This window comes from Kushneria aurantia DSM 21353 (genome assembly GCF_000382245.1).
In the GTDB taxonomy this organism is placed as follows: domain Bacteria; phylum Pseudomonadota; class Gammaproteobacteria; order Pseudomonadales; family Halomonadaceae; genus Kushneria; species Kushneria aurantia.
The window spans coordinates 74625-97542 of sequence record NZ_KB907867.1; the positions used below are offsets into that span (position 1 = coordinate 74625).

Genomic DNA, 22918 nt, shown 5'->3' on the forward strand with positions numbered 1-22918 from the left:
TCAGGCTTTCCCATGTGGCAGGCGGCCAGCCAGACCGGCGCCGATCTGCTGTGGCGAATACCGCACAACCGCAAGTTGCGTCAGTCCGCGCGGTCAAACCCATCCACGACGAATCAAAAGACGAATGAAAGACTATCCATCCCGAAAAGGCGACGAGCGGCTCAACAGACAGCCTGATTACACGGTTCAGGTCGTTAAGTGAACAGCATTGGGGACGTCCCCTATTATTCCGTCCTCTCAATCGTCGGCAATCATGCTCGCCACGATCTCCCGCATCTTTCCGTCGCGTTCGGCGAAACGGAACGGTTCGACCTCCTCCACGATAATTTCGTCGGCTTCCGGTTGCCCGGTCAACTGCGCCATCACATCATCCGCGAACTTGTCGAGCGGCACACTGAGGGGGGACGCGGTCAGGCCGTCCAGCAGATCGGTCGCCACCATCGGCGGGATGATTTCGATGACCTGCGTGGCACCCTTCAGCAGCGCTCGCAGCGATAACGTATAGGAGTGGATCGCGGCCTTGCTCGCCGAGTAGGTCGCCGCGCCCGGATAGGGTACAAAACCGGTGCCCGAGGAAACGACGAGGATGGCCGCATCGGGCTGCCCTTTCAGATGATCCACCAGCGCGTCGGTCATGCGGATGGGGCCAAGCAGATTGGTTTCGACAATGTCCGACGTGCGCGATAGATCGCGAGTCGTCGTCGGATCTTCCAACCCGGAAATTCCGGCGCAATTGACGAGAACGTTGAGGCCGGGGTGATCGGTCGTCAGCCGTCCGGCCACGCTCCTGATCGCATCGGGATCGCTAACGTCCAGTTCGTAGTATGCCATCCCCGATCGGCCTGCGACCGTCTCTTCCAGGGCTTCGCGCCGGCGCCCTGCAACGATCACCCTGTTGCCCTCGTCATGCCAGCGATGGGCCAGCGCGCGCCCGATGCCGGAACCGCCGCCGGTGATGAAGATCGTGTTTCCGGTACGTTTCATATCCTCTCTTCCTCTCCCTGAGTTGAATGATCAGGATAGGCCTGGCGTGCTCGATCGTCGTGTTCAATACGCCCCCATGATTGCCTATTTCTGCTCAATCAGTGATTCTCCGCCACGAATAGAGTGCGCACGGCAAAGAGGAACAGGCCGATGGACGACAAGATGGCAGAGCTGGCGTCGAACGTGGCTTGTCTTGGCCAAGAAGGCCTTACTTCCACATCGATCGCCAATATCGGGCTGCTCAAGGTCAGCCGGTGCAGCGACCTTCCGCCGCAAGTCCATCGTCCAGTGGTGAGCCTGATCGTGCAGGGAGAAAAGCAATTGACGATCGGCCCGCACGTGCTGACTTATCGCGCCGGGCATACGTTCACCGCATCGCTCGATCTGCCGATGTTGGCGAAGATCACGGAGGCCGATAGCGAAAGACCTTATCTCGCGATCAGCCTCGCCATCGATACGAGCATCGTCGTCGAGCTGACATCACGCATGCCCGGTTCTGCCAATGCGCTGCCCGAGCGCGGCTTCAGCGTCGATCTCGCTGGACAGGACCTGCTCGACACCTATCGCCGTGTGCTGAACCTGGTCGGCCGGCCGGAAGAAGTGCCGGTCATGGCGCCACTTCTGGAACGAGAGCTTGTGTATCGTCTTCTCAAGGGGCCTCAGGGCGCGGCACTGAAACGCCTTGCGACGCGCCATCGTCGCATCGCACGGATTCATGATGCGCTGGACCTGATCAGACAGAATTATACTGAGCCGTTCAGCGTCGAAGCGGTCGCCAACGCCGTTGGCATGAGTGCGTCCGCCTTTCACCGTCGGTTCAAGGGCGCGACCGGCATGACGCCGCTCCAATACCACAAGACCCTGCGCCTCTACGAAGCGCGACGATTACTCCTGACCGGCACGATCACAGCAAGCGCGGCGGCTTTCGCGGTCGGGTATCAGAGCGTCTCGCAATTCATGCGCGAATATCGTCGGCTGTTCGATACGTCGCCTATGCGAGATGCCAAGGCTCAAGAGTAACATTAGGGGACAGACCCGATGCTGTTCACTTAGCGATAGAATGATCTGAAGATCGATCACTTCGGGTGGGCGTGAACATGGCAGGCAAGGCATCGACACGGGGCGGGCCGGTTCGAATCGCGGACTATCTCAGCATGGGGTTGCTGGCTCGGGTCGTATCGCCCGATCTGGTCGACGAGTCGCTGCGATAGTCCTGATTCCACATCCCGCGGGTTCGTTCTTCGGGGACTTTCGTACGCCTCGCGGCGCCCGAAACTCTTCAAGACATCGGACGGTCCGGTCCAAGAAATCATTCAGCGACAAGCGGACACCCCCGTGACGCCTACTAACAGTCAGTCATGATTGACGGTCGCTTTGACGAAATCGATGAAGGCGCGGAGCGGCGCCGGGACGTGGCGGCGACCCGGGAAGTAGAGCAAGTAGCGCTCGTCGGCGGGGCACCAGTCGCTGAGAAGTGGAACGAGACGACCGTCGAGGATCTGTCGTTTTGCGGCGTTCTCCATGACGTAGGCAATGCCCATACCGTCCACGGCGGCGTCGATCATCAATGCCATTCGGTCGAGCGTCAGGAAGCCGGGGACGTCGATTTCCAATTGCTCATCGTTTTTCGCGAACTGCCACGAATAACGCTCGCCACGCGGCATCCGCGTCCGGATGCAGCGATGGTCCAGCAGGTCGCGAGGATGCTCCGGTGTTCCGCGGTCAGCAAGATAGGCAGGCGACGCAACAGGCAAAAACCGGAGCGATGTGCCGAACGGAACGCCGACCATGTCCGGCGGTACCGTCCGGCCGAGCCGAATGCCTGCGTCGCAACCCGCCGCGACGATGTCTACCATCCGCTCCTCGTGACGTAGGTCGATCTCGATTTGCGGATGTTGCGCGTGGAAGGCCGGCAGAATGTCCGACAGGAGGAACGAGGCCGCCGACAGCGGCGCGTTTATCCTCAGATTTCCCGCGACACTTCCCTCCGCCTGGCCGCCCGCGGCAAGCGCCGCGTCGAACTCAGCGATCAAGGGGGCGATCCGGGCAAGGATCGCCGCTCCCTCTGGGGTGACCGCAATGCTGCGGGTCGAGCGGTTGAAGAGTCGCCGACCGAGCTTTTCCTCCAGCCCCGCAACTGCGTGACTGAGGGTGGAGGGAGCTGCATCGAGCCGATGTGCGGCCGCTCGGAAGCTTCCGGCATCGGCGACAGCAAGAGCGGTGCGGAATTCCTTGAGGGTCGGTTCATTCATTGATGCACAATATCGAACAGGTTGATGGCCATCCACCTCCTTCATTCGAGTAATTCGAACAGCTAAATTCGGATCGAACGACAATTGAAGGAAAACGACGATGACCATGACATATCTCGTGACCGGGGCCAATTCGGGCTTCGGCAGGCTTGTAACGCAGAAGCTGATTGCCCGTGGAGATAGGGTCGCGGCGCTTGCGCGACGCCCAGAGGCACTGGACGACCTCGCGAACAGCGCCGGCGACCGCATGATTCGGCTTCACATGGATCTGACCGACAAGGCGTCGATCGATGCCGCGATCAAGAAGGCTTTCGATCGATTCGGCCGGATCGATGTCGTCCTCAGCAATGCCGGCTACGGCACATTCGGTGCGATCGAGGAACTCACGCCGGATCAGATCAGACGGCAGATCGAGACGAACCTGACGGGTACGGTTCTGTTCACCCGCTCGCTCCTGCCGCACCTCCGCAGCCAGGGCGGTGGTCGCATTCTGCAGGTGTCCTCGGAGGGCGGCCGAATCTCATATCCGGGCTTCTCCACCTACCATGCTTCGAAATGGGGCCAGGAAGGCTTCGTGGAAGCCGTCGCGCAGGAAGTCGCTTCGTTCGGCATCGACTTCTGCCTCATTGAGCCGGGCCCGACGGAAACCAACTTCCTCACAGGGATCGATATGGGAGAACGCATTGAGGATTATGACGGGACGCCGACCGCGCAACTGCGTGACGCACTCCAGTCCGGCGGCTTCGATGTCCCGATGGGCGACGCGGCAAAGATGGCGGCCGAGATGCTCGCGCTCGCCGACGCCGAGACGATCCCCCTTCGTGTGGCGATGGGCAGCGTCGCCTTCGACAATATCGAGCGCGAATTGAAGTCACGGCTGGCCCTCATCCAGACGCAGAAAGACCTTGCGTACCGATGCGATCAGACCAGCAACGGACACCGTTCCTGATGCCTTCGCAAAGGAAAATGTCATGAGCGATTTTGAGACGAGGCCGACACGTCGGCACTTTCTACTCGGCGGTTGCGCAGTCGTCTTCGGCGCTTTCAGCCCGCTTGCCCTGAAGTGGCGACAGACCGCCTTCGCAGCGACGACACGGACATCGAACACCATCCCGAACAAGACATCCGAGAGTGAAATGATGACCGAAGCCAATCTGAACGCAAGCGATCCGACACTTTCCGAGAGGGCGCGACAGCTCATTCGCATTGGCGAGGACGGTATCGCAAAAGAGAACCGTCCCGCTTTGGAAGCCTTCTTCCATCCCGATTTCCGGTTTCACGGTCCCGATGGATCGACGCTGACCCGCGAAGAGCTCTGGGACTACTTCGCAGCATGCCGAGCGGCGTTCGACGACTTCTCTGTGACGCGTCAGCAAATCTTCTCGGACGGTGGAGCGAACGTCGCGGCCCGGACGACCTTCTACGGCATCTTCGCTCGACCGTTCACAGCCTCGCCCATCGGGACGATCCAGCCGACGGAAGAGCCGGCCTTCTACACGATCAATAATGTCTTCCGTTATGCGGAAAACGGTCAGTTGATCGAGGAGTGGGCGCAATACGACAGCCGGCTCCTCCTGGAACGGATGGGCGTCGAACTCGTCCTCCGAGGTTGAGTTCGCTCATGGCTCACGAAGAAACCTCTCTGCCCGAGAAGCGCGTAATACTGATAACCGGCGCGGCGCGTGGCCTCGGTCGTGCGATCGCCGAAGCGGCCGGTCGCACCGGCTTCAGCGTCGCGGTCAATTACCGGACGCAGCGGGCGGAAGCCGAAGAGATCGTATCCCGCATTCATGCGCAATCCGGCCGTGCCATTGCCATCGGTGCCGACGTCTCCGATGTCGAACAGGCCGGAAACCTCGTCGGAGCAACGCTCGAGGCATTCGGGCGGCTGGACTGCGTCGTGAACAACGCAGGTATCGGCGAGGTCATCACGTTGGAAGACCTCGATCAGGATCGATTCATGCGAACAGTGTCGGTCAATCTGGGCGGTGCCTTCGCTGTATCGCAGGCCGCATGGCCGCATATGACGACCGATGGCGGGCGTATCGTGTTCGTGTCGTCGGGCGCCGCCCGATCCGGCGGAAAGCTTTCCGCTGCCTACGCGGCGTCGAAGGCTGGCATGGAAGGACTGATGCACTATTATGCCTCGGAGCTCCTTCGCTATCGCATCACGGCCAACGCGATCGCGCCGACCCTCTTTCAAACGGCCATGCTGTCAACGATGGATTTGCCCCCTGCGGACAGTCTTCCGCTCGAACGGCGCGGACATCCCGAGGAAGTTTGGCCGGCTTTGCGCATGATCCTCGACACCGAATATCTGAATGGCCAAACCATCCATCTCGACGCAGGACGATATCCAACCTGATACGGGAGTGGCTTGGCTGTCCGGCACCGGTGGGCCGGTCGACTACGCCTCGAGGCTTCCGCCGAATGCTTTAGGAACGAGATCGTCCTGCCGTTCACCGGATCGGATCAAACCGAGGATCTTCTCGGCGACGCGTTCGGGATGCCGTATAGACAGAATGGCGACCAGATCCTGTCCCGGCAAGAAGCGGTACAGCGCGACATAGCCGGTGCGCCCTCGTGAGATAAACAGTTCGCGAACCTCGGGCGAATACGTGCGCCCAATGAGCGGATGGTCTTCGAGCGTTTCGATTGCCGTAGTGATAAGACCTACGGTTTGCGAAGCCGCGACCGAGTCGGTCTCGAGAAGAAATTCTGTCACGCGTTCAAGATCGGCCAAAGCCCGCGCTGCATAGATTATTCGCGCCACGGTTTCGGCTGCGGCCGCTCTACCGAAAACGTTTGCCGGTTCGCTATTCCCTTCGGCCATCAAAGCTTCCAGTTCACGCGACCGGTCGACCGGAAGGCGGCGGTCACCCAGGCCTGTAATGACAGGGAGCAGGTCGAGCCGATGCTCGAGCCACTGACGGCCCTGCCGGACTCGCTGGACAGCGTCGACAGGCTGCTGGCCGACACCGGGTATTTCAGTGCCCTGCGAACAGGCCGGCATGGATCCGCACATCGCGGTGAAGCGGGAAGTCCACCACACGCCGCCGCTGGAGCGGTTTACCGAACCGACGCCGCTGGGCACCATGCTGGTGCAAAAATCTGCCGGGGCGGGTTGTACGCCTCATCTGCCGACGGCAAGCCCGACAGACTGCTAGACTTTCGAAACTGTCAGATTGACCGCTTTCGGCCAGGAGCGGACGTTAAGCCAGAGCAGATATAACGCCTAAGCTCAGTTGCCGGCCGAAGCGCGCCAGCGCTTTCGGCGGTCGGCTGCAGCGTTTCGTTAGGCAGACTGAATTTCACTTTACCCTTTCAACAATAACGATTTTTTCTTCGCGCCTCGACTCGCGGACTATTTCAACGCGGTAGTGGCTCGGTCTACTGGATGATGATCGTCTTGGTAGACGGTCCCCGTCGAGCGGTTTCAATGTTTTTTCTTCGAGGAAATCAGGCCACGTTTCGTCTTCAAACGTTAACTGCTCAGGAAAATGGGGCACCGTTCTAAGACTTGTTTCTAGGTCTTCGATAAACCCAAGAACTTCCGCCGCCTCGTCGCCGAAGTGCTTTTTAACCTCCTGAACGGCTTGCTCTGGAGTCATTCTTCCGGCCTGTACCTGATTAAAGAGCTTCTTAAGATAGACGACGGCACCATCTTTCCGTCGGGTGTTTCCTGGATTGTCTCCGAGATTGAATGTGTCTTTTGCGTCGCCGAAGACCGCCGCCGTCACGTACTCAGATTGCTCATAAATCGCGTTGACCCCGGACACGAAACTTCCGTATTGGCCTATGGCGAGATAAAGCAGATAAAACGGGGCCACTACGGTGGCAAGACCTTTTATTGACCCTTCTTCAACAACGAGTGTTAACGAATAATCTTCTAGCTGGAGCGTTTGAGCGACTCTTTTATCCCAGCGATCAAAAAGTAGCGATGACCTGTTTTCTAAAAAGTCCTAGTCGAACTCGCGAGACTGAACGTAAAACCAGCTTTCCACTACATCGACCATTTCGCCCCCTACGAAAACGATCTAGGCCTAACGCCTGAGTTGAGGGGCTTTGCGGAGCAGGCGCAGCCTGCGTAGCAAAAGTCCCTCTCCAGCGATTTGTTGGGCGGCACCGGCACGGGCTTAACCCAGCTTTTAGTAGATGCGAACATCAAACCCCAACGCCCGTAATCCCTTACTTGTTCGCCCGTTACGTGGTGGAGAAATTTCGGGCCGGGCCCAGCCGGCAATCTCTGCCACTTGGTTTATACCGAAATGAGAAAATCTACGCTCCTCGGAACGGGTAGCCTCGAAAATTCGACGAGGTAAGTCCGATGAACCACCGCCATCTAAAACGAACTGAAGCAGATCGACGACCGACTCGCCCTGTTGATTCCTTTTGCCCCAAAGCCATCTGGCGAAGGCTGCTCCTCTAGCCAACTCGTCTACTTCCTCTGTTACCCCCAATGTATCAAGCCGCATCCTTCTCACATGATCCATAGTCGAGTGGTTGGCCTGACAGACGCGAACGAAATCCTCCAACGCAGTTTTCTCGATCCTGCCTTTCGCCAGAACTTCTCGAATGATCGGTGCTCGTATATGACAATTTTCGTCTTCGTGGGATGGTGGTTCTCGTAGGCCTGACCACCAGCGCAATGCGCGATCGGCAGCGCCCGCAGGATCGGAGCGATTTCTCAGATAGAACTCTTCAAACGGATGGCGCACGCCTTCTACGACCTGGTTGTAGTAGTAGGCGTGCAAGAACTGATCGGCCTGCCAAGCTGCAGGGACATCTTCGCTCATCCATCTTGGGCGAAAAGCAGGGGCTTTCTCGGCTAGTGCTCGGAGGAAAGTCAGGCCCTCGGCCCATTCCTTGATGAATTTATCGCGACTAGCGTCAACTGCTTTTTTACGGGTCGCGACCTCAGCGGGGCCAGCCCAAGTTTCAATCCTGCGACGCCGTTCAGCCTCCGCATCAATTGCGTGAAGCTTGTCCTGTCTCAGCTTTTGAAGCTGCTCTTGCTCCTCGACAATTTCTTGAGTCAGTGGCAATACAGCATCACAATTTTCGAGCTGTTCGAAAAACAACTCGATTTCCTTGAGCCCTCCTGATTCATCAAGTTCGGGCTCCGAGAGAAATACACCGAACTCTATATTTGTTGCCCAAGCCCGGTCAGTTAAGTTCGCCGAACCAATATATGCGCCGTATCCCTTCCACCAAATAACCTTGGAATGGAGCACATCGGGAACTAACGAGCAGAAGATGTTTGACGATGCTCCGGCGAGCAATTTCCTCAGTAAATGAGGTGCAACGGGTACGGTGTGGTCGTATCGCATCCAGATATCGAGCCTGCGCCGGTTGTTGAGGCAGTTCTCAACCAAAGTCGACGCGTCGCTACCGTATGCGATTGCAGCGCGCACGAAATCCACATCTACAGCTTCGCCAGGCAACACGTTGCGTAGAAAGTTGCCATTGAACTTATTTGCGAAAAATTCCACTCCGCCTCCTCATGACGCAACGTTCAAGTGCCGCCCAACGCCGAAGCTCAGTTGCCGCCGGAGCAGGCGAAGCCTGCGGAGGGAACCCAAAGCGCGGCAGCGCTTTGCGGTCAGCTGCAGCGATTCGTTAGGCACCAATGTTAAATTGAATCTATGTTGAAATCCGAATTCCTTGCGCATTCTTCGAGCTTATTTAGGTAGAGCTCAATATTCCCCGATTTTTCGTGAATAATCCGCGCATAGTCTTTTCTTGGAATATGATCGGTCGCACCGCGGCTTACGTCGAGATCACTTCGAATTTTGGTATGATCAAAGTGATATCGGCCTAAGTAAATAGCCGCAATCACCTTATCCTGAGTCTCTTCGTCCAGAGAATCGAGGAACCTCTGCGCTTCCGCTTCCGAAGTAGACTGATTATCTTGCAGCCGATTATATGCTTGAAGAAAGTCCATAATAGTTTTCCTTAATCGTGAGTCCGTTGTGCCTAACGCCTAAGCTCAGTTGCCGTCCGAAGCGCGCCAGCGCTTTGGACGGTCAACTGCAGCGACTAGTTATACCCTTCCCAAGGCGGATTTAATTCGACGAACTCTTCCCACGACAGACCTAGTGCGCTTGCACGTCTCTTAGCCCGGTCAAGCCGGATTTGATTCGCTTCTTCCTCGGTATCCGTTCCAAGCTCAATCATAAATTCGCCTAAATCTTGCCCACGTCTCTCGGCCGCTTTTTCCATTGCACGCATAAGATCGAGATCTTGCAGCTCACGTTTGGAAACTCCCAGAGCGTCTGCGCGAGCTTCCGGGATATCATCAATTCGCTTCCTTACTTCTTCATTCGAAGCAAGAAACCGCGATTTAGCTTCTTCCGAATAGCCCATAATCTTGTCCGACTCGTATAACAGGTATTAGATAGCGAGACCGTTTATTGACTTGAACGCGCACGCGCGTTCAACAATGTTATCTAGCACACCACCCGCACCCCAACCTATTGAAATTTCTAAGAATTAATTATAGTTCGGCAACATAACACCAATTGTAGTTCAGGCTGCATAACTCGGCTGAACCAACATGCCGCTTTCGCCGAGATGTCCGCTTTGGGTCGATTGCGGACTTCACCACAGCCCCCAGGGCCAGGATCGACCACCCGCAATCTGTTGCAAACTACACTACGGGTTCAGATCAATACATCAAAAACACATTGCCACCAATGGCCACACTACTTCTTGTTGCCCCGCTTAAGAGAGTAGAGATAATATCGCCAAAAGTATTAATACAAAGGTATCAAGTGCGGCGAGACGAAACCCTGGAATGACCCCGTGCCCATCAAACGTTGCGAATCTTTCATGCGCTAATATTCGCGGGATTACATAGGGTTACCCAGCATTTCGACCCATACTGCGCCACCGCTCACCGATGCCACTATTATTTCTATCGGCAACCGGTAATGCTTCTTGATAGCGTCGTCGCGGACATACCGGCAAGACTATGGCGCTCACTGCCAATCTTCTACCGTGATGGCGTAACGATGGTGGTCTCTCCACTGCCCGGCGATGTTGAGATAGCGCGGGGAGTAGCCCTCGAGCCTGAAGCCGAGTGATTCGACCAGAGCTATCGAGGCGAGATTGCCGGGCAGGATGTTGGCCTCCAGCCGGTGGAGTTGGTGTCGCTCGAAGGCTTCCGAGATGACCAGCGTCATCGCACGCTTCATCAGCCCCTTGCCGCTGTGCGGCGAAAACGCGTAGTAGCCGAGAAATGCCGACTGGAAGGCCCCGCGCACGATCTCGTTGGTGTTGATACAACCGATAAGCTCGCCCTGGTCATTGCGGGCCAGATAGCTGAAGCGATTATCGGATGCATACTTCGTCAGGTGCTCGGCGAAACGCTTTGAATCGGATGGCGGGTCGACCCAATCGCCGAACAGCTCGCGGCTGCGCGCCACGGCGTCGAGAAAGGCCGTTTCGTCGTCCGGCTGAATGCGGGATACGGAAAGGGTCATTGTCCGACTTGTTCTCGGGGTGCTCAAAAGATCGAGGATATCCTCGATGTCGGATCGACGAGCGTCAAATCGAAGCCGAGCCTCGCCTGCACGATTACCGCCGCCTGAAACGCCGGCGAATCGGCTCCAGCTGCTCGTTGATCAATTCGATATCCAGCGCCTGCGGGTCAAATTCGCCGCCGAGGCCCTCCAGTATCATCTGCCCGTGCTCATCCTCTTCACCGCGAAGCGCCGCCTTGAGCGCTTCGTAACCCATGATGCCGCCGATATCTTCCGGCGGGCAGGCCATCTCGCCGGCCAGTAGCCATGGCGTATGCATGGCGGCTAACGAGGATGTCTCGAGGAGCGCCAGCCGGTGCTCCCAGCCATCACCGAAATCATACGTATAGCGTAGTTCGTGGCTTTTGATTTTCGGCAATAGCGTCGATAGTTTGGCGTTGCTCGCCATGGCAACGGATTGATTACCGATGACGTCGGGATCGGGTTCGCCATAATAGCGCCCGGCGCACTCGAATTCGTAAAGATGTTCCTCCTCCCAGCCCATCACATCCTGAATCACACTGTGCAGCGTTCTCAGGTTGATCTGTTGCGGAACCACGAACTCCCGCCATACCAGCGGATCGGTGTTTTCGAGTTCGATGCGAAGCTTTACGTTAGGCATAAGCAGGCACTCACCGGATAGGTTGGACGTAACACGGGCATGAATACCACACCTTACCGAAACGATCAGGTGTTGCCTCCGGAATGGGCGGCCAGGCTATATCTCCCGAAATGCGCGCGGGTTGTAAAGCGCCTTTCGGGTGGCTTCTATCAGTCCTGCTTCGTTCATCCGGGGATGCAGCGGATTGATGACGGCGATCTCTTCAAGGCCGCCGGGTACGGCGCAGCTGGGCACCAGCAGCACCAGGTTGTGGTGGGCACGGAGCCATTCACTGCCCATGGCACGAGTAGCGGCAGGGGGGGGGGAAATATTCCAGTCATCCGGCAGATCAGCCAGTGACCAGCGGTCGATGGCGTCATCCGGCACTTCGAAGATGCCGATACGGTAGCTGGCCGGCACCAGTCGCGGCGAAGGCAGGTAGTGGCTCATTTCCAGCATCGCCAAGCTGACCGAGGTGCCGAGATAAAGCACCGGGTCGCCGGGCTCGTTCCAGCGGCCGCCGCTCTCGAAACTGGCGCCTCGCCCACTGAGTACCGGCAGCCAGCGAGCGGGGCCGATACGGTAGAGCCGCATCAGCTGAACTCGCCGTACTCGATGGCGCGCAGCGCCGTACGCACCAGTTGCCGTCCATGAAAGGTATCACAGAGCGCAATCGGTAGCTCACCGGAGAGCGCCACGAGCGGCGTTTGCAGCCACTCCAGCGCCATTTCTCTGTCGCCGAAAACGCGGTGGACATGATTCAGCAGGCCCAGCAGATCGAGCACCTCTTCGGATTGGGTGCGGGGCAGCGCCGCGCGCTGGTAAGTACGATGCAGATTGCCCGAGGTCGTTTCGAGCAGCCTGATGAACAGCTCGCGAAACGGCGGATGATCGCTCAGCTCACCAAGCGCCCGGCGCACCAGGCTACCCGGCACGCCCTGCCGGGCGGTGCGGATCACCGCTGCCGGCTCTTCCGCGATGCCTTCAAAAAGCGGACGAGCTATCGTCGAGGGGGCCTCCTGCAGCTCCATGGCACGCTCCTGTCATCAAGACGAGCATAAACGCGTAAACTTCATTTTGATGCATTATCAACTTCAAAATGAAGTGCGTCAATGCGCCGCTCAACCGAACGGCCAGCATGGCCGCGCCGACTTTCTCGCCTACCTTCCCTGCGGCACCCACCCCTGCATGTCGCTCATCAGCGCTTCCAGCAGTGGCCGCACCCGGGCCGCGCGCTCCTCGCGCCAGGGGAAGATGGCATCGCCGGGATAGTCGACGCCGGCTTCGGGCTCTGCCATGTAGGTATGCTGCGAGAGTTCCAGCTGCACGGCGTGGACGTTGTCGGCGGGGTTGCCGTAGTGGCGGGTCATGTAGCCGCCCTTGAAGCGGCCGTTGAGCACCCAGCTGTAGGTGGATTGGGCGGCGCACAGCGCCTGCAGCCGTTCGCTCAGCGCCGGGGCGCAGCTGGCGCCCTCGAAGGTGCCAAGGTTGATGTCCGGCAGTGGCCCCTCGAACAGGCGCGGCACCTGCGAGCGGATCGAGTGGGCGTCGAACAGCAGGGCGTAGCCGAAGCGCGCTTTCAGGCGCTGAAGCTCCGCCGCCAGGGCCTGGTGATAGGGCTGCCAGATCTCCGCCAGCGCCTGCGTTCGTGCCTGCGGGGCGGGTTCAAGGCCCGGCCGGAAAAGCGGCCGGCCGTCGAAGTCGATCTCGGGAAAGAGCCCGGTGGTGGCGCCGGCATAGAGCGGGGTGTCATCCGCCGGACGGTTGAGATCGATCACGTAGCGCGAGTAGAGCCCGCGCAGCCGGCTACAGCCCAGCCGCTCGGTGAAGTCGTAGAGTTCGGGCATGTACCAGTCGGTGTCGGTCAGGGCGTGCGCCTGATCGGTCAGGCCGGCCTCCACTTCCGGCGTCAGCCGCACGCCGGCATGGGGAATGGAGATCAGCAGCGGCGTGTCGCCGCGGGTCAGTTCAAAACTCGTCACAGGGTGATCTCCTTGCCGGCGATAAAGGGGATGGCCGGCAGTTCGCCGCCCAGCCAGTAGGCAAGTTCCGCCGGGCCGCTGATCGACCAGGCCACCGCGTCGGCGGCCTTGCCCACTTCCAGCGAGCCGTGTGTCTCGTCGATACCCAGCGCACAGGCGGCGTTGAGGGTAACGCCGGCCAGCGCCTCCTCGGGGGTCAACCGAAACAGCGTACAGGCCAGGTTCATCATAAGACGTAGTGACAGCACCGGCGAGGTGCCGGGGTTGAGGTCACTGGCCAGCGCCATCGTCACGCCGTGTTGGCGAAAGGCGTCGATGGGGGGAAGCTGCGTCTCGCGCAGGGTCAAAAAGGCGCCGGGCAGCAGCACCGCCGCGGTGCCGGCCGCCGCCATGGCGCGGGCGTCGTCGTCGCCGGCATATTCAACGTGGTCGGCGGAGAGCGCGCCGAATTCGGCCGCCAGCCGGCAGCCGCCGAGGTGCGAAAGCTGCTCGGCGTGCAGCTTGAGCGGCAGGCCGAGACGGCGGGCGATCTCGAACACCCGACGCATCTGATCGGGGCTGAAGGCAATGCCTTCGCAGAAGCCGTCGACCGCATCGACCAGCCCCTCGGCGGCCAGTGCCGGCAGGAGGGTGTCGCAGACATGAGTAATGTAGTCGTCGCTGCGCTCGGCGTACTCCGGCGGCAGCGCATGGGCCGCCAGGCAGGTGGTATGCACGCTCACCGGCAGGCGTCGGCCCAGCTCGCGGGCCACCTGCAGCATGCGCCGTTCGCTGTCCAGCTCGAGGCCGTAGCCGGATTTGATCTCCAGCGTGGTGATGCCCTCGCGCAGCAGCACTCGGGCGCGCGCCTCGGCGCTGGCGTAGAGGCTGTCGAAGTCGGCCTCGCGGGTGGCGCGCACGGTGCCGAGAATACCGCCACCCTGGCGGGCGATGGTCTGATAGTCGACGCCGCCGAGGCGCTGCTCGAACTCGCCGCTGCGCTCGCCGCCGAAGACCAGGTGGGTATGGCAGTCGATCAGCCCGGGGGTCAGCCAGCGGCCGCCGAGGTCGCGGCGCTCATCAATGGTGCCGGTGTCATCCTCGCCGGGAAGATCGGCCTCGGCGCCGATCCAGGCGATACGGCCGTCGCGCACGATCAGCGCTGCGTTGTCGATGATGGCGTAGCGGCCACCGGCCATGGTGACGGCGTGGCAGTGGTGCCAAAGCGTTGTCATGGGTCGTAATTCTCCCCTGAATAAGGTGCTTGCAAGGGCCTTTTCAGCAGCGGACCACTCAACTCGATAGTTACCGCTTCAGGCATTGGAGAACTGCGGAGACGGCGGTAAATAGCTTCGATGTCACCGGACAGCGGACGTTCTTCATCATAGGCTGCCACGATATCGCGTAGCCAGCGCCATGCCGCTGAGGTCGCTACAGCAAAAGAGGTGTGGGTCAGCAGATCAAAGGCCTGGGCAGCGCAAAGCCATTCGATGGCAACGATCCGAAAGGCGTTTTCAAGCGCGGTATCCAACTTCAAAGCGGCACTTTCGCCAAGACTGACATGATCCTCCTGCAGGGCCGAGGTCAGAAAGTTATCCGTGACCACGGGCTGCGAGAGCCGTTTGTTATCCGCAGCCAGAGAAGCGGCCGTATATTGCGCGATCATCATGCCGGATTTCATACCGCTGTTAGTGGAAAGAAAGGGCGGCAGACTGCTGCCCGGCCGACGTGCTTCAGGCGTCACCAACCTGTAAATACGCCTCTCCGAAAGCGCCCCCCATTCGGCTACCGCCATGGCAAGCTGATCACAGGCAAGCGCTACCGAGGCACCATGGGGGTTGGCCTGGGAAATCACCTGATACCCATCAGCGCTTTCGATTACAAGCGGGTTGTCGGTCGCGCTTGCCAGTTCAATGTCGATTCGACGACAGGCATCGGAGAGTTGATCACGACAAGCGCCATGAACCTGGGGGATAGAACGCAAGCTCAAGGCATCCTGCAGATGGGTACCCTGGCGCTCGGCCAGCCAGGCACTGCCATGCAATAGTTCGCGCAGGGTGCGGCCGCAAACCTGTACCCCCGGGTGCGGCTTGAGTGCCAGCACCTCGGCGCCAAAGGCCGCCAGCTGCCCTCCCAACGCCTCGAAACTCATTGCAGCGGCAATATCGGCCCATGCACTCAATCGATTTGCATCGTCCAGGGCGAGACAGGCCAGCCCGGTCATGGCCGGTGTACCATTTACCAGACTCAGGCCATCCTTGGCGCCCAGCTCAACTGCCGATTTGTTCAACCGAGTCAGCGCATCTCCGGCAGGCATTGTTTCGCCCTGGTAACGAACGTCACCATGCCCCACCAGCGTCAAACCGATATGGGCCATATGGGCCAGATAGCCCACCGAGCCCTGACGGGGCACCACCGGCGTAATACCTGCATTGAGGAAGTCCACCAGACGCTCGACTATTTCAACACTGATCCCCGAATAGCCGTGGCTGTAGTTGACTACCGCAGCCACCATAATGGCGCGCACCTGTTCATCACGAAGCTGTTGCCCAACGCAGCAGGCGTGACTCATCAGAGTGTGCCAGGAAAGCCGGCGAAGCTGGTGAAACTCAAGGCGCACATTGTAAAGCGCGCCCAGCCCGGTATTGATGCCATAGTAAGGTGTATTGCCGTGCGCGAAGGCGTCCACGGCCGCTCTCGATCGCGTGATACGCTCCCAGCGCTCTTGTGAAATCGCGATTGGCGCCCCTTCACGGGCAATGCGGACTACCTCGCGCCAACCGATGACATTTTCACCCAGCTCGACCGCAGCAATAGCAGTACTCATTATCAGAGATACTCCTCTTTCCTGCGCTCGATCAGACCGGAATCAGGCGCTTTACGGCGCGCCTGAATCATCGCTCTGGCACCACCCAAAACGATCAGTGCGAAAAGAAATATCACCAGAAAACCACCAGCGGCAGCGAGAAACTTGATCCCATCAATCCCTTGGGCGCCACCACCGAAGGCCACCATGACCCAAGCGATCACACTGATCGAAAGCCCCCACAGCAACTTCTGCCAAGCGGGCGGCTCATCTTCTGCCTTGATACCGAGAGTGCAGATCTGGGCAATGGTGGCAGACATCGAATCAGCAGCAGTCGCAAACGATACGATCAGTGCCAGAATGGTAAGAGGCGTCAGCAGCCAGGCCATGGGTAGATGCTGCAAAAAGGCCCACAAGCCGGCGACAGCACCCTGGTCGGATATGGTGGAGGCAAGATCAAGCGTGCCATCGATCTGCCACTTGATAGCGCTGCCGCCCCAGACAGCAAACCAGACAAGACCAAAAATGGCCGGCAGAATCCAGTTGATGAGCAGGAACTGCCGCAGTGTACGCCCATAGGAAATCCGCGCCAGAAAGAGCCCCATCAGCGGCGCGTAGGCGATCCATATCGACCAGTCGTACATGGTCCACCAGGTCACCAGCGCTTCGCCACCAAGCAGATTGGTATCCAGTGACCAGCTGAAAAAATCATTCAGCCAGTAACCGAGGCTGCTCGTAGACAGATTCAGAATATATACCACCGGCCCGATGATCAGCAGCAAAACCAAAAGACCGTAATAAATATAGATATTGACGGAGGAGAGATAGCGAATGCCGCGCTTCAATCCCGAGATCGAAGAGATAATAAAGATGGCGGCGATAATCCCGACCAGTATCAGCCAGAGCAAAGGCCCCTGAGCCAGACCGTATTCGGTCTCGATACCCGAGCCAATCAGTGCGACGCCGGCACCGAGCGATGAGGCCAGCCCTAACGCAATGGCCAGAACCGATATGATATCAACCAGAGTGCCAACCAGAGGATGGCGATGATAATCGCCAATAACCGGTGACAGCGCCGAGGCGATGGAAAAGCGGCTACCTTTATTATAGTGAGTGTAAGCGATCATCATGCCGACAATCGAATACATGGCATAGGGAATGAAGGTCCAATTGTGAAAAGAGCGCGCCAGCGAAAAAACCGCTGATTCAACGCTGCCGGGCTCGAAAGACTGATTGGCGATCTCACCGTAGACATTGCCGACATAAATGATCGGCTCATTAACCGAATAGGTCACCACACCGGTAGCAATCCCGCCTGTCAGCGCCATGGCAAAGGTCGTGCCGAGTGAAAAACGCGGTCTGGCTTCCGGTCCCCCAAGGCGTATATCACCTACGCGCGAGAAAAATACAAAGCCGACTACCAGCAGCGCTGCCACCGAAAGAAGTTGATAGAGCCATGCAAAATCTGTTAGTACAAAAGAGAACAGGCTTCTGGCGAAACCGACCAGCCCTTCATTATTGACAAGGCCAACAATGGCAGCGAGGGCAATAACGCCGTAAGCCGGGAAAAATACGCTCGATCCAAGACGAATATTAGAGTTTCTTGACATTTTTATACTCCTTGCTTTTGTTATCAGTTTGGATAGGCCTACCGCATGCAGTGGCAGTGGTACTAACGCACCATCGGCAGATCCAGCCCGTACGCTCTGGCGCAGTCGATGGCGATGTCGTAGCCGGCGTCGGCGTGACGCATGACGCCGGAAGCCGGGTCGTTGTGCAGCACCCGGGCGATACGGCGGTCGGCCGCCTCGCTGCCGTCGCACACGATCACCAGCCCGGCGTGCTGCGAAAAGCCCATGCCGACGCCGCCGCCGTGGTGCAGCGAGACCCAGCTGGCGCCGCTGGCGGTGCTCAGCAGGGCGTTGAGCAGCGGCCAGTCGGAGACCGCATCGGAGCCATCCTGCATGCCCTCGGTCTCGCGGTTGGGACTGGCCACCGAGCCGGCGTCGAGGTGGTCGCGGCCGATCACCACCGGCGCCGTGAGTTCGCCGCTGCGCACCATGGCGTTGAACGCCAGCCCCAGCTTCTCGCGCTGCCCCAGGCCCACCCAGCAGATACGCGCCGGCAGGCCCTGGAAGCTGATGCGCTCGCGCGCCATATCGAGCCAGCGGTGCAGGTGCTCGTCGTCGGCGATCAGCTCCTTCACTTTGGCGTCGGTTTTATAGATATCCTCCGGGTCGCCGGAGAGCGCCACCCAGCGGAAGGGGCCGATGCCGCGACAGAACAGCGGGCGGATATAGGCGGGCACGAAACCGGGAAAGTCGAAGGCGTTGTCGACCCCTGTCTCCTGCGCCATCTGGCGAATGTTGTTGCCGTAGTCGAAGGTGGGAATGCCCTGCTCGGCGAAGGCCAGCATGGCGCGCACGTGCTCGGCCATCGAGGCTTTGGCGGCGGCGATCACCGCCTGCGGCTCGCGCTTGCCGCGTTCGCGGTAGTCGTCCCACTGCCAGCCGGCGGGCAGGTAGCCGTTGAGCGGGTCGTGGGCGCTGGTCTGGTCGGTAACCATGTCCGGGCGCACGCCGCGCCGCACCAGTTCGGGCAATATCTCGGCGGCGTTGCCGTGCAGCGCGATGGAGACCGCCCGGCCCTCGCCGGTATAGCGCTCGAGGCGCGCCAGGGCGTCGTCGAGGTCATCGGCCTGCTCGTCGACGTAGCGGGTGCGCAGGCGAAAATCGATGCGCGACTGCTGACACTCGATATTGAGCGAGCAGGCGCCGGCCAGCGTCGCCGCCAGCGGCTGGGCGCCGCCCATGCCACCCAGCCCGGCGGTCAGGATCCAGCGCCCGGCGAGGTTGCCGTCGTAGTGCTGGCGTCCGGCCTCGACGAAGGTCTCGAAGGTGCCCTGCACGATGCCCTGCGAGCCGATGTAGATCCACGAGCCGGCAGTCATCTGGCCGTACATCATCAGGCCTTTGGCATCCAGCTCGTTGAAGTGCGCCCAGTCGGCCCAGTGCGGCACCAGGTTGGAATTGGCAATGAGAACGCGCGGCGCGTCGGCGTGGGTCTTGAACACCCCCACCGGCTTGCCCGACTGCACCAGCAGGGTTTCGTCGTCGCCGAGACGCTTCAGGGTCTCGACGATGCGATCGAAGCACGCCCAGTCACGCGCTGCACGGCCGATACCGCCATAGACCACCAGCTCCTGCGGGTTCTCGGCCACGTCCGGGTCGAGGTTGTTCATCAGCATGCGCAGCGGCGCTTCGGTCAGCCAGCTGCGCGCAGAGAGCTGCGTGCCGCGCGGGGCGCGGATTTCGGTGTCGCGAAAACGAGGGTCGGACATGATCGCTCCTTGAGGGGTTAGGCGTCGATATACTTTGTATATACATTACGTCGATCCCGCCGCGCAGGCAATCGCCCCCCGGGAACTCATGTCGCCACGGGGTTAAGGAAACGCTGCATAAATGCCTGCGCTAGCGAATCGCTGCGTTGCGTGGTACTGGCGCGCCAGCCCGGTCGAACACTCGCCTAACCCCATGTTATGTCTCGTGTTCTGTGTTCCATGCGCCTTGCGCTTCATCTCGCTCGTCGATTTATTCAGCATTTCCCTAATGGCGCAGCGCATAGCGGCGCTCGACGACGTCCAGCAGCAGCGTCACCAGGCCTACCAGCACCACATAGATCACCGCCGCGACGAGAAAGATCTCGAAATAGCGGAAAGTATCCGCGCCGATCATCTGGGCCTGCCCCATCAGTTCGGGCACGCTGATGGCGAAGGCCACCGAGGTGTACTTGAGCTCGATGACCACCTCATTGGCCCACTGCGGCAGGGCGATACGCCAGGCCTGAGGCAGCACCACATGGCGGATCGCCCGGCGCCGCGACAGTCCGATCGCGCGGGCGGCCTGCATCTGCCCGGGGCGTACGGCGCGTATACCGGCGCGGAAATACTCCGCCTGATAGGCCGCCGTGTTGAGGCCGATGGCGGTGATGGCAGCGGTCAGCGGCGACAGCACGATGCCCACCTGAGGCAGCCCCTGGTAGACGATGAACATCTGCACCAGCAGCGGTGTGCCGCGGATCAGCTCGATATAGCCGGTCGCCAGCCGGCGCCACGGGGTGGCGCCGTAGACGCGGGTAACCGCCAGCCCGGTGCCGGCCAGGGAGCCAAACAGCATGGCGACAACCCAGATGATCAGCGTATAGCCGGTCCCCTTCAAAAGCGCCGGCAGATGGGGCCAGGCAAACGCCAGCCAGTCATTCATGCGCCACCGCCCTCCTCGCTCGCTTCACCGATCAGCGCCGCGGCAATGCCGTCGATAAACTGCCGGGTGCGCCGCTGCTGCGGGTGTTGAAAGATCTGCTCGGCGCTGCCCTCCTCGACCACGCGCCCCTCGGCCATGAACAGCACATCGTTGGCCACGGCCTCGATAAAGGCCATTTCATGCGACACGATAATCATCGTCATGCCCTCGGCGACCAGCGAGCGCATGACCCGCAGCACGCCGCCCACCGACTCGGGGTCGAGCGCCGAGGTGGGCTCGTCGAACAGCATCAGTTCGGGCTCCATCGCCAGCGCGCGGGCGATCGATACGCGCTGCTGCTGACCGCCGGAGAGCTCGGCCGGATACTGCTGCCACTTGCTCTCCAGCCCCACCCGGGCCAGCTCGCGATGCACGATATGGTCGGCCTCGTCGCGGCCCAGCCGGCGCACCCGGCGCAGCCCGAGGCGAATGTTGTCGGCCACGCTGAGGTGAGTGAACAGATTGAAATCCTGAAAGACGAAACCGATGCGCGAACGCAGTCGGTCCAGGTTGGCCCTGGCGGCGGTCAGCTCGGTGTCTTCCAGCCAGATCCGGCCGCTGTCGATCGGCTCCAGGCCGTTGAGGCATCGAATCAGCGTCGACTTGCCGGCCCCGGAAGGACCGATAATGCCCTTCACCTCGCCGGCGGCCACCTCGAGCGACACATCGTTGAGCACCGGCGTGTCGCCGAAGTATTTGGTCAGGTGCGATACGCGCATCAGATTGCGAGAACTCATGGACAGGACTCAGTGAACAAGGCCGGGAACACGCAGGCGGTGGTCGAGGCGCGCCAGCGCCCGGGTCGCCGCCAGCGAAAGAAGCAGATAGACCAGCGCCGCGGCGGAGTAGACCGCCAGCGTATGGCCGTAGCTGGCCGAGACGATGTAGTTGGCCTGGCGCATCAGTTCGACGACGCCGATGGTGTAGGCCAGCGAGGTGTCCTTGAGTTCGGACAGCGCTTCGTTGGTCCAGGGGCCGATCGCCTGACGCAGCGCCTGCGGCAGCACCACATGGCGGATCGCGGCGAGGCGCGTCAGCCCGATGGCGCGCGCGGCCGCCATCTGCCCCGAGGGCACCGAAGCGAGCGCGCCGCGCACGATCTGCGACTGATAGGCCGCCGAGCGCAGGCCGAGCGCCAGTGACGCCGCCGCGAAGGAGGAGATGTCGTAGAACGTCGAAATGCCGTAATAGAACAGAAACAGCAGCACCACGGCGGGAATGGCGCGCAGCAGCCGCTCGATCAGAGTCGCCAGCAGGCGCACGGCCATGCCGCCGTAACGCTGCATCAGCCCCAGCGTCACACCCACCAGCAGCCCTATCGCCAGCAGCGCCAGGGCCAGCGCCAGGGTGATCGCCGCACCCTCGGCCAGATAGGGAATATTTTCCCGGATGGTTTGATAGATCATCGCCGACACAGGAGAGACTTATCGCCCCGGCACGAGGTTAGCGCCGGGGCAAAGGATGGAGATCGGGCCGGTATCGAAGCACTCATTCGCCCGGCAGCGGCGAATTACTGCGCTATACCGGGAATCGGCGAGGCGTAGGTATCGATGCCTTCGGGCAGGCTGACCGGCACCGACATGACCTTCGCATCCGGCATGTACTTGTGGACGATATCGGCCCACTCGCCGGACTTGTAGATGGCCACCTCACCGGCGTTGAGCTTTTCCAGCAGCGCCGTATTGCCCTTCTTGACCGCCAGCGCGTAGACCTCCGGCGGCTGGGGCGTGATCTGCCCGGCAATCTTCACGCTGTCCGGGTTGTCGGCGACGAACTGCTGCGCCGTATCGTCGTCCAGGAAGTAGGCATCGAGGCGTCCGAGCGTCAGATCCTGTAGCGCCGTGGTGCCCTGTTCATAAGTCCTGATATCGATATCACGGCCTTCATCGTTGACCAGCTTCTGCAGGTATTCATAGTTGGTGGTACCGGTCTGCACCCCGACCGTGTGGCCGTCGCCGAGCGCCGTGGTGCCGTCGAGATTCGAGTCGGCGGGCACCAGCACATCGAGATTGATCTGCCACCAGGGCACGGTGAAATCGATCTGCTCGGCCCGTTTCGGCGTTACTGTCAGTCCGGTCACCAGAATATCGATCTTGTCGGCCTTGAGTGCCGGAATCAGCGACGAAAACGCCATCGAGCGAAATTCGACGTCAAAGCCCTGCTGCCTGGCGATGGCACGCACCGCGTCGGGGGCGATGCCCACATACTGGCCGTGATCGACCGACGCCCAGGGCGGGAATGACGGCTCGATACCCGCCACATAGGTTTCGGCCATACTGGCAGAAGAGAACGACAGCATGGCGGCGGCAATAACAGCGGCATGTCCGAAACGCATGGCTAACCTCACTTTTTTATGGATTGTTACAGTCAGTTCCGGGCTGCGGGGCTCGGGCGAGTTCTCGCAGCCGATCAGGCAACGGTATAGACATTAAGATAATCTACAGTTTCAGGCAATGCCCTTTTGGGCTCGCCGCTGCCGGCCGTGACTCG

Annotated in this window: 24 protein-coding genes and 1 pseudogene; 5 read left to right on the forward strand and 20 right to left on the reverse strand. The window is 60.1% G+C overall.

What is annotated here, in order from left to right:
- Positions 1-237: 237 nt before the first annotated feature.
- Entirely contained in the window at positions 238-984 is a 747-nt protein-coding gene (locus tag H146_RS0106165) for an SDR family oxidoreductase (RefSeq protein WP_019950995.1), read from the reverse strand.
- 150 nt (positions 985-1134) lie between these two features.
- On the opposite strand from H146_RS0106165, the gene H146_RS0106170 reads away from it, so the two are divergent.
- Positions 1135-2004 (forward strand): AraC family transcriptional regulator, encoded by an 870-nt coding sequence (locus H146_RS0106170; protein WP_019950996.1) that lies wholly within the window; start codon positions 1135-1137, stop codon positions 2002-2004.
- Between the two features lie 332 nt (positions 2005-2336).
- Here the strand turns inward: H146_RS0106170 and H146_RS0106175 are convergent, their stop codons facing one another.
- On the reverse strand, positions 2337-3344 hold the full coding sequence (locus tag H146_RS0106175) for a LysR family transcriptional regulator (protein ID WP_211213297.1): 1008 nt from the start codon (positions 3342-3344) through the stop codon (positions 2337-2339).
- Here H146_RS0106175 and H146_RS0106180 point away from each other — a divergent pair.
- Genes H146_RS0106180 through H146_RS0106190 form a run of 3 tightly spaced genes read left to right on the forward strand, consistent with a single transcriptional unit; the run spans position 3337 to position 5601 of the window.
- On the forward strand, positions 3337-4185 hold the full coding sequence (locus tag H146_RS0106180; RefSeq protein ID WP_019950998.1) for an SDR family oxidoreductase: 849 nt from the start codon (positions 3337-3339) through the stop codon (positions 4183-4185). The genes H146_RS0106175 and H146_RS0106180 overlap by 8 nt on opposite strands.
- A gap of 22 nt (positions 4186-4207) precedes the next feature.
- Positions 4208-4849, forward strand: a complete 642-nt coding sequence (locus H146_RS0106185) for an ester cyclase (protein WP_019950999.1) — start codon at positions 4208-4210, stop codon at positions 4847-4849.
- Between the two features lie 8 nt (positions 4850-4857).
- On the forward strand, positions 4858-5601 hold the full coding sequence (locus tag H146_RS0106190) for an SDR family NAD(P)-dependent oxidoreductase (RefSeq protein WP_019951000.1): 744 nt from the start codon (positions 4858-4860) through the stop codon (positions 5599-5601).
- 42 nt (positions 5602-5643) lie between these two features.
- Here H146_RS0106190 and H146_RS22090 read toward each other — a convergent pair whose 3' ends face one another.
- The gene (locus H146_RS22090; protein ID WP_083920801.1) at positions 5644-6069 is read right to left on the reverse strand and encodes a type II toxin-antitoxin system RelE/ParE family toxin; all 426 of its coding nucleotides are present in this window, start codon (positions 6067-6069) and stop codon (positions 5644-5646) included.
- A gap of 48 nt (positions 6070-6117) precedes the next feature.
- On the opposite strand from H146_RS22090, the pseudogene H146_RS22095 reads away from it, so the two are divergent.
- A pseudogene (locus H146_RS22095) lies at positions 6118-6325 on the forward strand (IS5/IS1182 family transposase); the annotation flags it as partial.
- A 222-nt stretch (positions 6326-6547) separates the two neighbouring features.
- On the opposite strand, the gene H146_RS0106200 reads toward H146_RS22095, so the two are convergent.
- The 17 genes from H146_RS0106200 to H146_RS18630 form a co-directional block, all read right to left on the reverse strand.
- A complete protein-coding gene (locus H146_RS0106200; RefSeq protein ID WP_019951002.1) occupies positions 6548-7015 on the reverse strand; it encodes a hypothetical protein in 468 nt (155 codons plus the stop codon).
- Between the two features lie 369 nt (positions 7016-7384).
- Entirely contained in the window at positions 7385-8728 is a 1344-nt protein-coding gene (locus tag H146_RS0106205; RefSeq protein ID WP_019951003.1) for a phospholipase D-like domain-containing protein, read from the reverse strand.
- Positions 8729-8868: 140 nt separating this feature from the next.
- Positions 8869-9180 carry a hypothetical protein gene (locus H146_RS0106210; protein ID WP_019951004.1) on the reverse strand — a complete coding sequence of 104 codons (312 nt, stop codon included), beginning with the start codon at positions 9178-9180 and terminating at the stop codon, positions 8869-8871.
- 95 nt (positions 9181-9275) lie between these two features.
- On the reverse strand, positions 9276-9602 hold the full coding sequence (locus H146_RS21295; protein WP_156826720.1) for a DUF6388 family protein: 327 nt from the start codon (positions 9600-9602) through the stop codon (positions 9276-9278).
- Between the two features lie 614 nt (positions 9603-10216).
- On the reverse strand, positions 10217-10720 hold the full coding sequence (locus tag H146_RS0106220) for a GNAT family N-acetyltransferase (protein WP_019951006.1): 504 nt from the start codon (positions 10718-10720) through the stop codon (positions 10217-10219).
- Positions 10721-10814: 94 nt separating this feature from the next.
- A complete protein-coding gene (locus H146_RS0106225) occupies positions 10815-11381 on the reverse strand; it encodes a plasmid pRiA4b ORF-3 family protein (protein ID WP_019951007.1) in 567 nt (188 codons plus the stop codon).
- Positions 11382-11477: 96 nt separating this feature from the next.
- Positions 11478-11954 carry an RES family NAD+ phosphorylase gene (locus H146_RS0106230; protein WP_019951008.1) on the reverse strand — a complete coding sequence of 159 codons (477 nt, stop codon included), beginning with the start codon at positions 11952-11954 and terminating at the stop codon, positions 11478-11480.
- A complete protein-coding gene (locus H146_RS0106235) occupies positions 11954-12391 on the reverse strand; it encodes an MbcA/ParS/Xre antitoxin family protein (RefSeq protein ID WP_019951009.1) in 438 nt (145 codons plus the stop codon). The genes H146_RS0106230 and H146_RS0106235 overlap by 1 nt, the downstream gene beginning before the upstream one ends.
- A 129-nt stretch (positions 12392-12520) precedes the next feature.
- Complete coding sequence (gene hutG, locus H146_RS0106240) at positions 12521-13342, reverse strand: N-formylglutamate deformylase (protein WP_019951010.1); 822 nt, start codon at positions 13340-13342, stop codon at positions 12521-12523.
- Positions 13339-14556, reverse strand: a complete 1218-nt coding sequence (hutI, locus tag H146_RS0106245; protein ID WP_019951011.1) for an imidazolonepropionase — start codon at positions 14554-14556, stop codon at positions 13339-13341. Before hutI ends, hutG begins: the two co-directional genes overlap by 4 nt.
- Positions 14553-16148 (reverse strand): HAL/PAL/TAL family ammonia-lyase, encoded by a 1596-nt coding sequence (locus H146_RS0106250; RefSeq protein ID WP_019951012.1) that lies wholly within the window; start codon positions 16146-16148, stop codon positions 14553-14555. Before H146_RS0106250 ends, hutI begins: the two co-directional genes overlap by 4 nt.
- Positions 16149-16150: 2 nt before the next feature.
- Positions 16151-17737: a BCCT family transporter gene (locus H146_RS0106255; protein WP_019951013.1), complete on the reverse strand. Its 1587-nt coding sequence runs from the start codon at positions 17735-17737 to the stop codon at positions 16151-16153.
- Between the two features lie 62 nt (positions 17738-17799).
- Positions 17800-19467, reverse strand: coding sequence for a urocanate hydratase (hutU, locus tag H146_RS0106260; protein WP_019951014.1), 1668 nt, complete (start codon positions 19465-19467; stop codon positions 17800-17802).
- Between the two features lie 265 nt (positions 19468-19732).
- A complete protein-coding gene (locus tag H146_RS0106265; protein WP_019951015.1) occupies positions 19733-20389 on the reverse strand; it encodes an amino acid ABC transporter permease in 657 nt (218 codons plus the stop codon).
- Positions 20386-21165, reverse strand: coding sequence for an amino acid ABC transporter ATP-binding protein (locus H146_RS0106270; RefSeq protein ID WP_019951016.1), 780 nt, complete (start codon positions 21163-21165; stop codon positions 20386-20388). The genes H146_RS0106265 and H146_RS0106270 overlap by 4 nt, the downstream gene beginning before the upstream one ends.
- A 9-nt stretch (positions 21166-21174) precedes the next feature.
- Entirely contained in the window at positions 21175-21834 is a 660-nt protein-coding gene (locus tag H146_RS0106275; RefSeq protein WP_019951017.1) for an amino acid ABC transporter permease, read from the reverse strand.
- A gap of 104 nt (positions 21835-21938) precedes the next feature.
- On the reverse strand, positions 21939-22763 hold the full coding sequence (locus H146_RS18630; RefSeq protein WP_019951018.1) for a transporter substrate-binding domain-containing protein: 825 nt from the start codon (positions 22761-22763) through the stop codon (positions 21939-21941).
- Positions 22764-22918 lie beyond the last annotated feature (155 nt).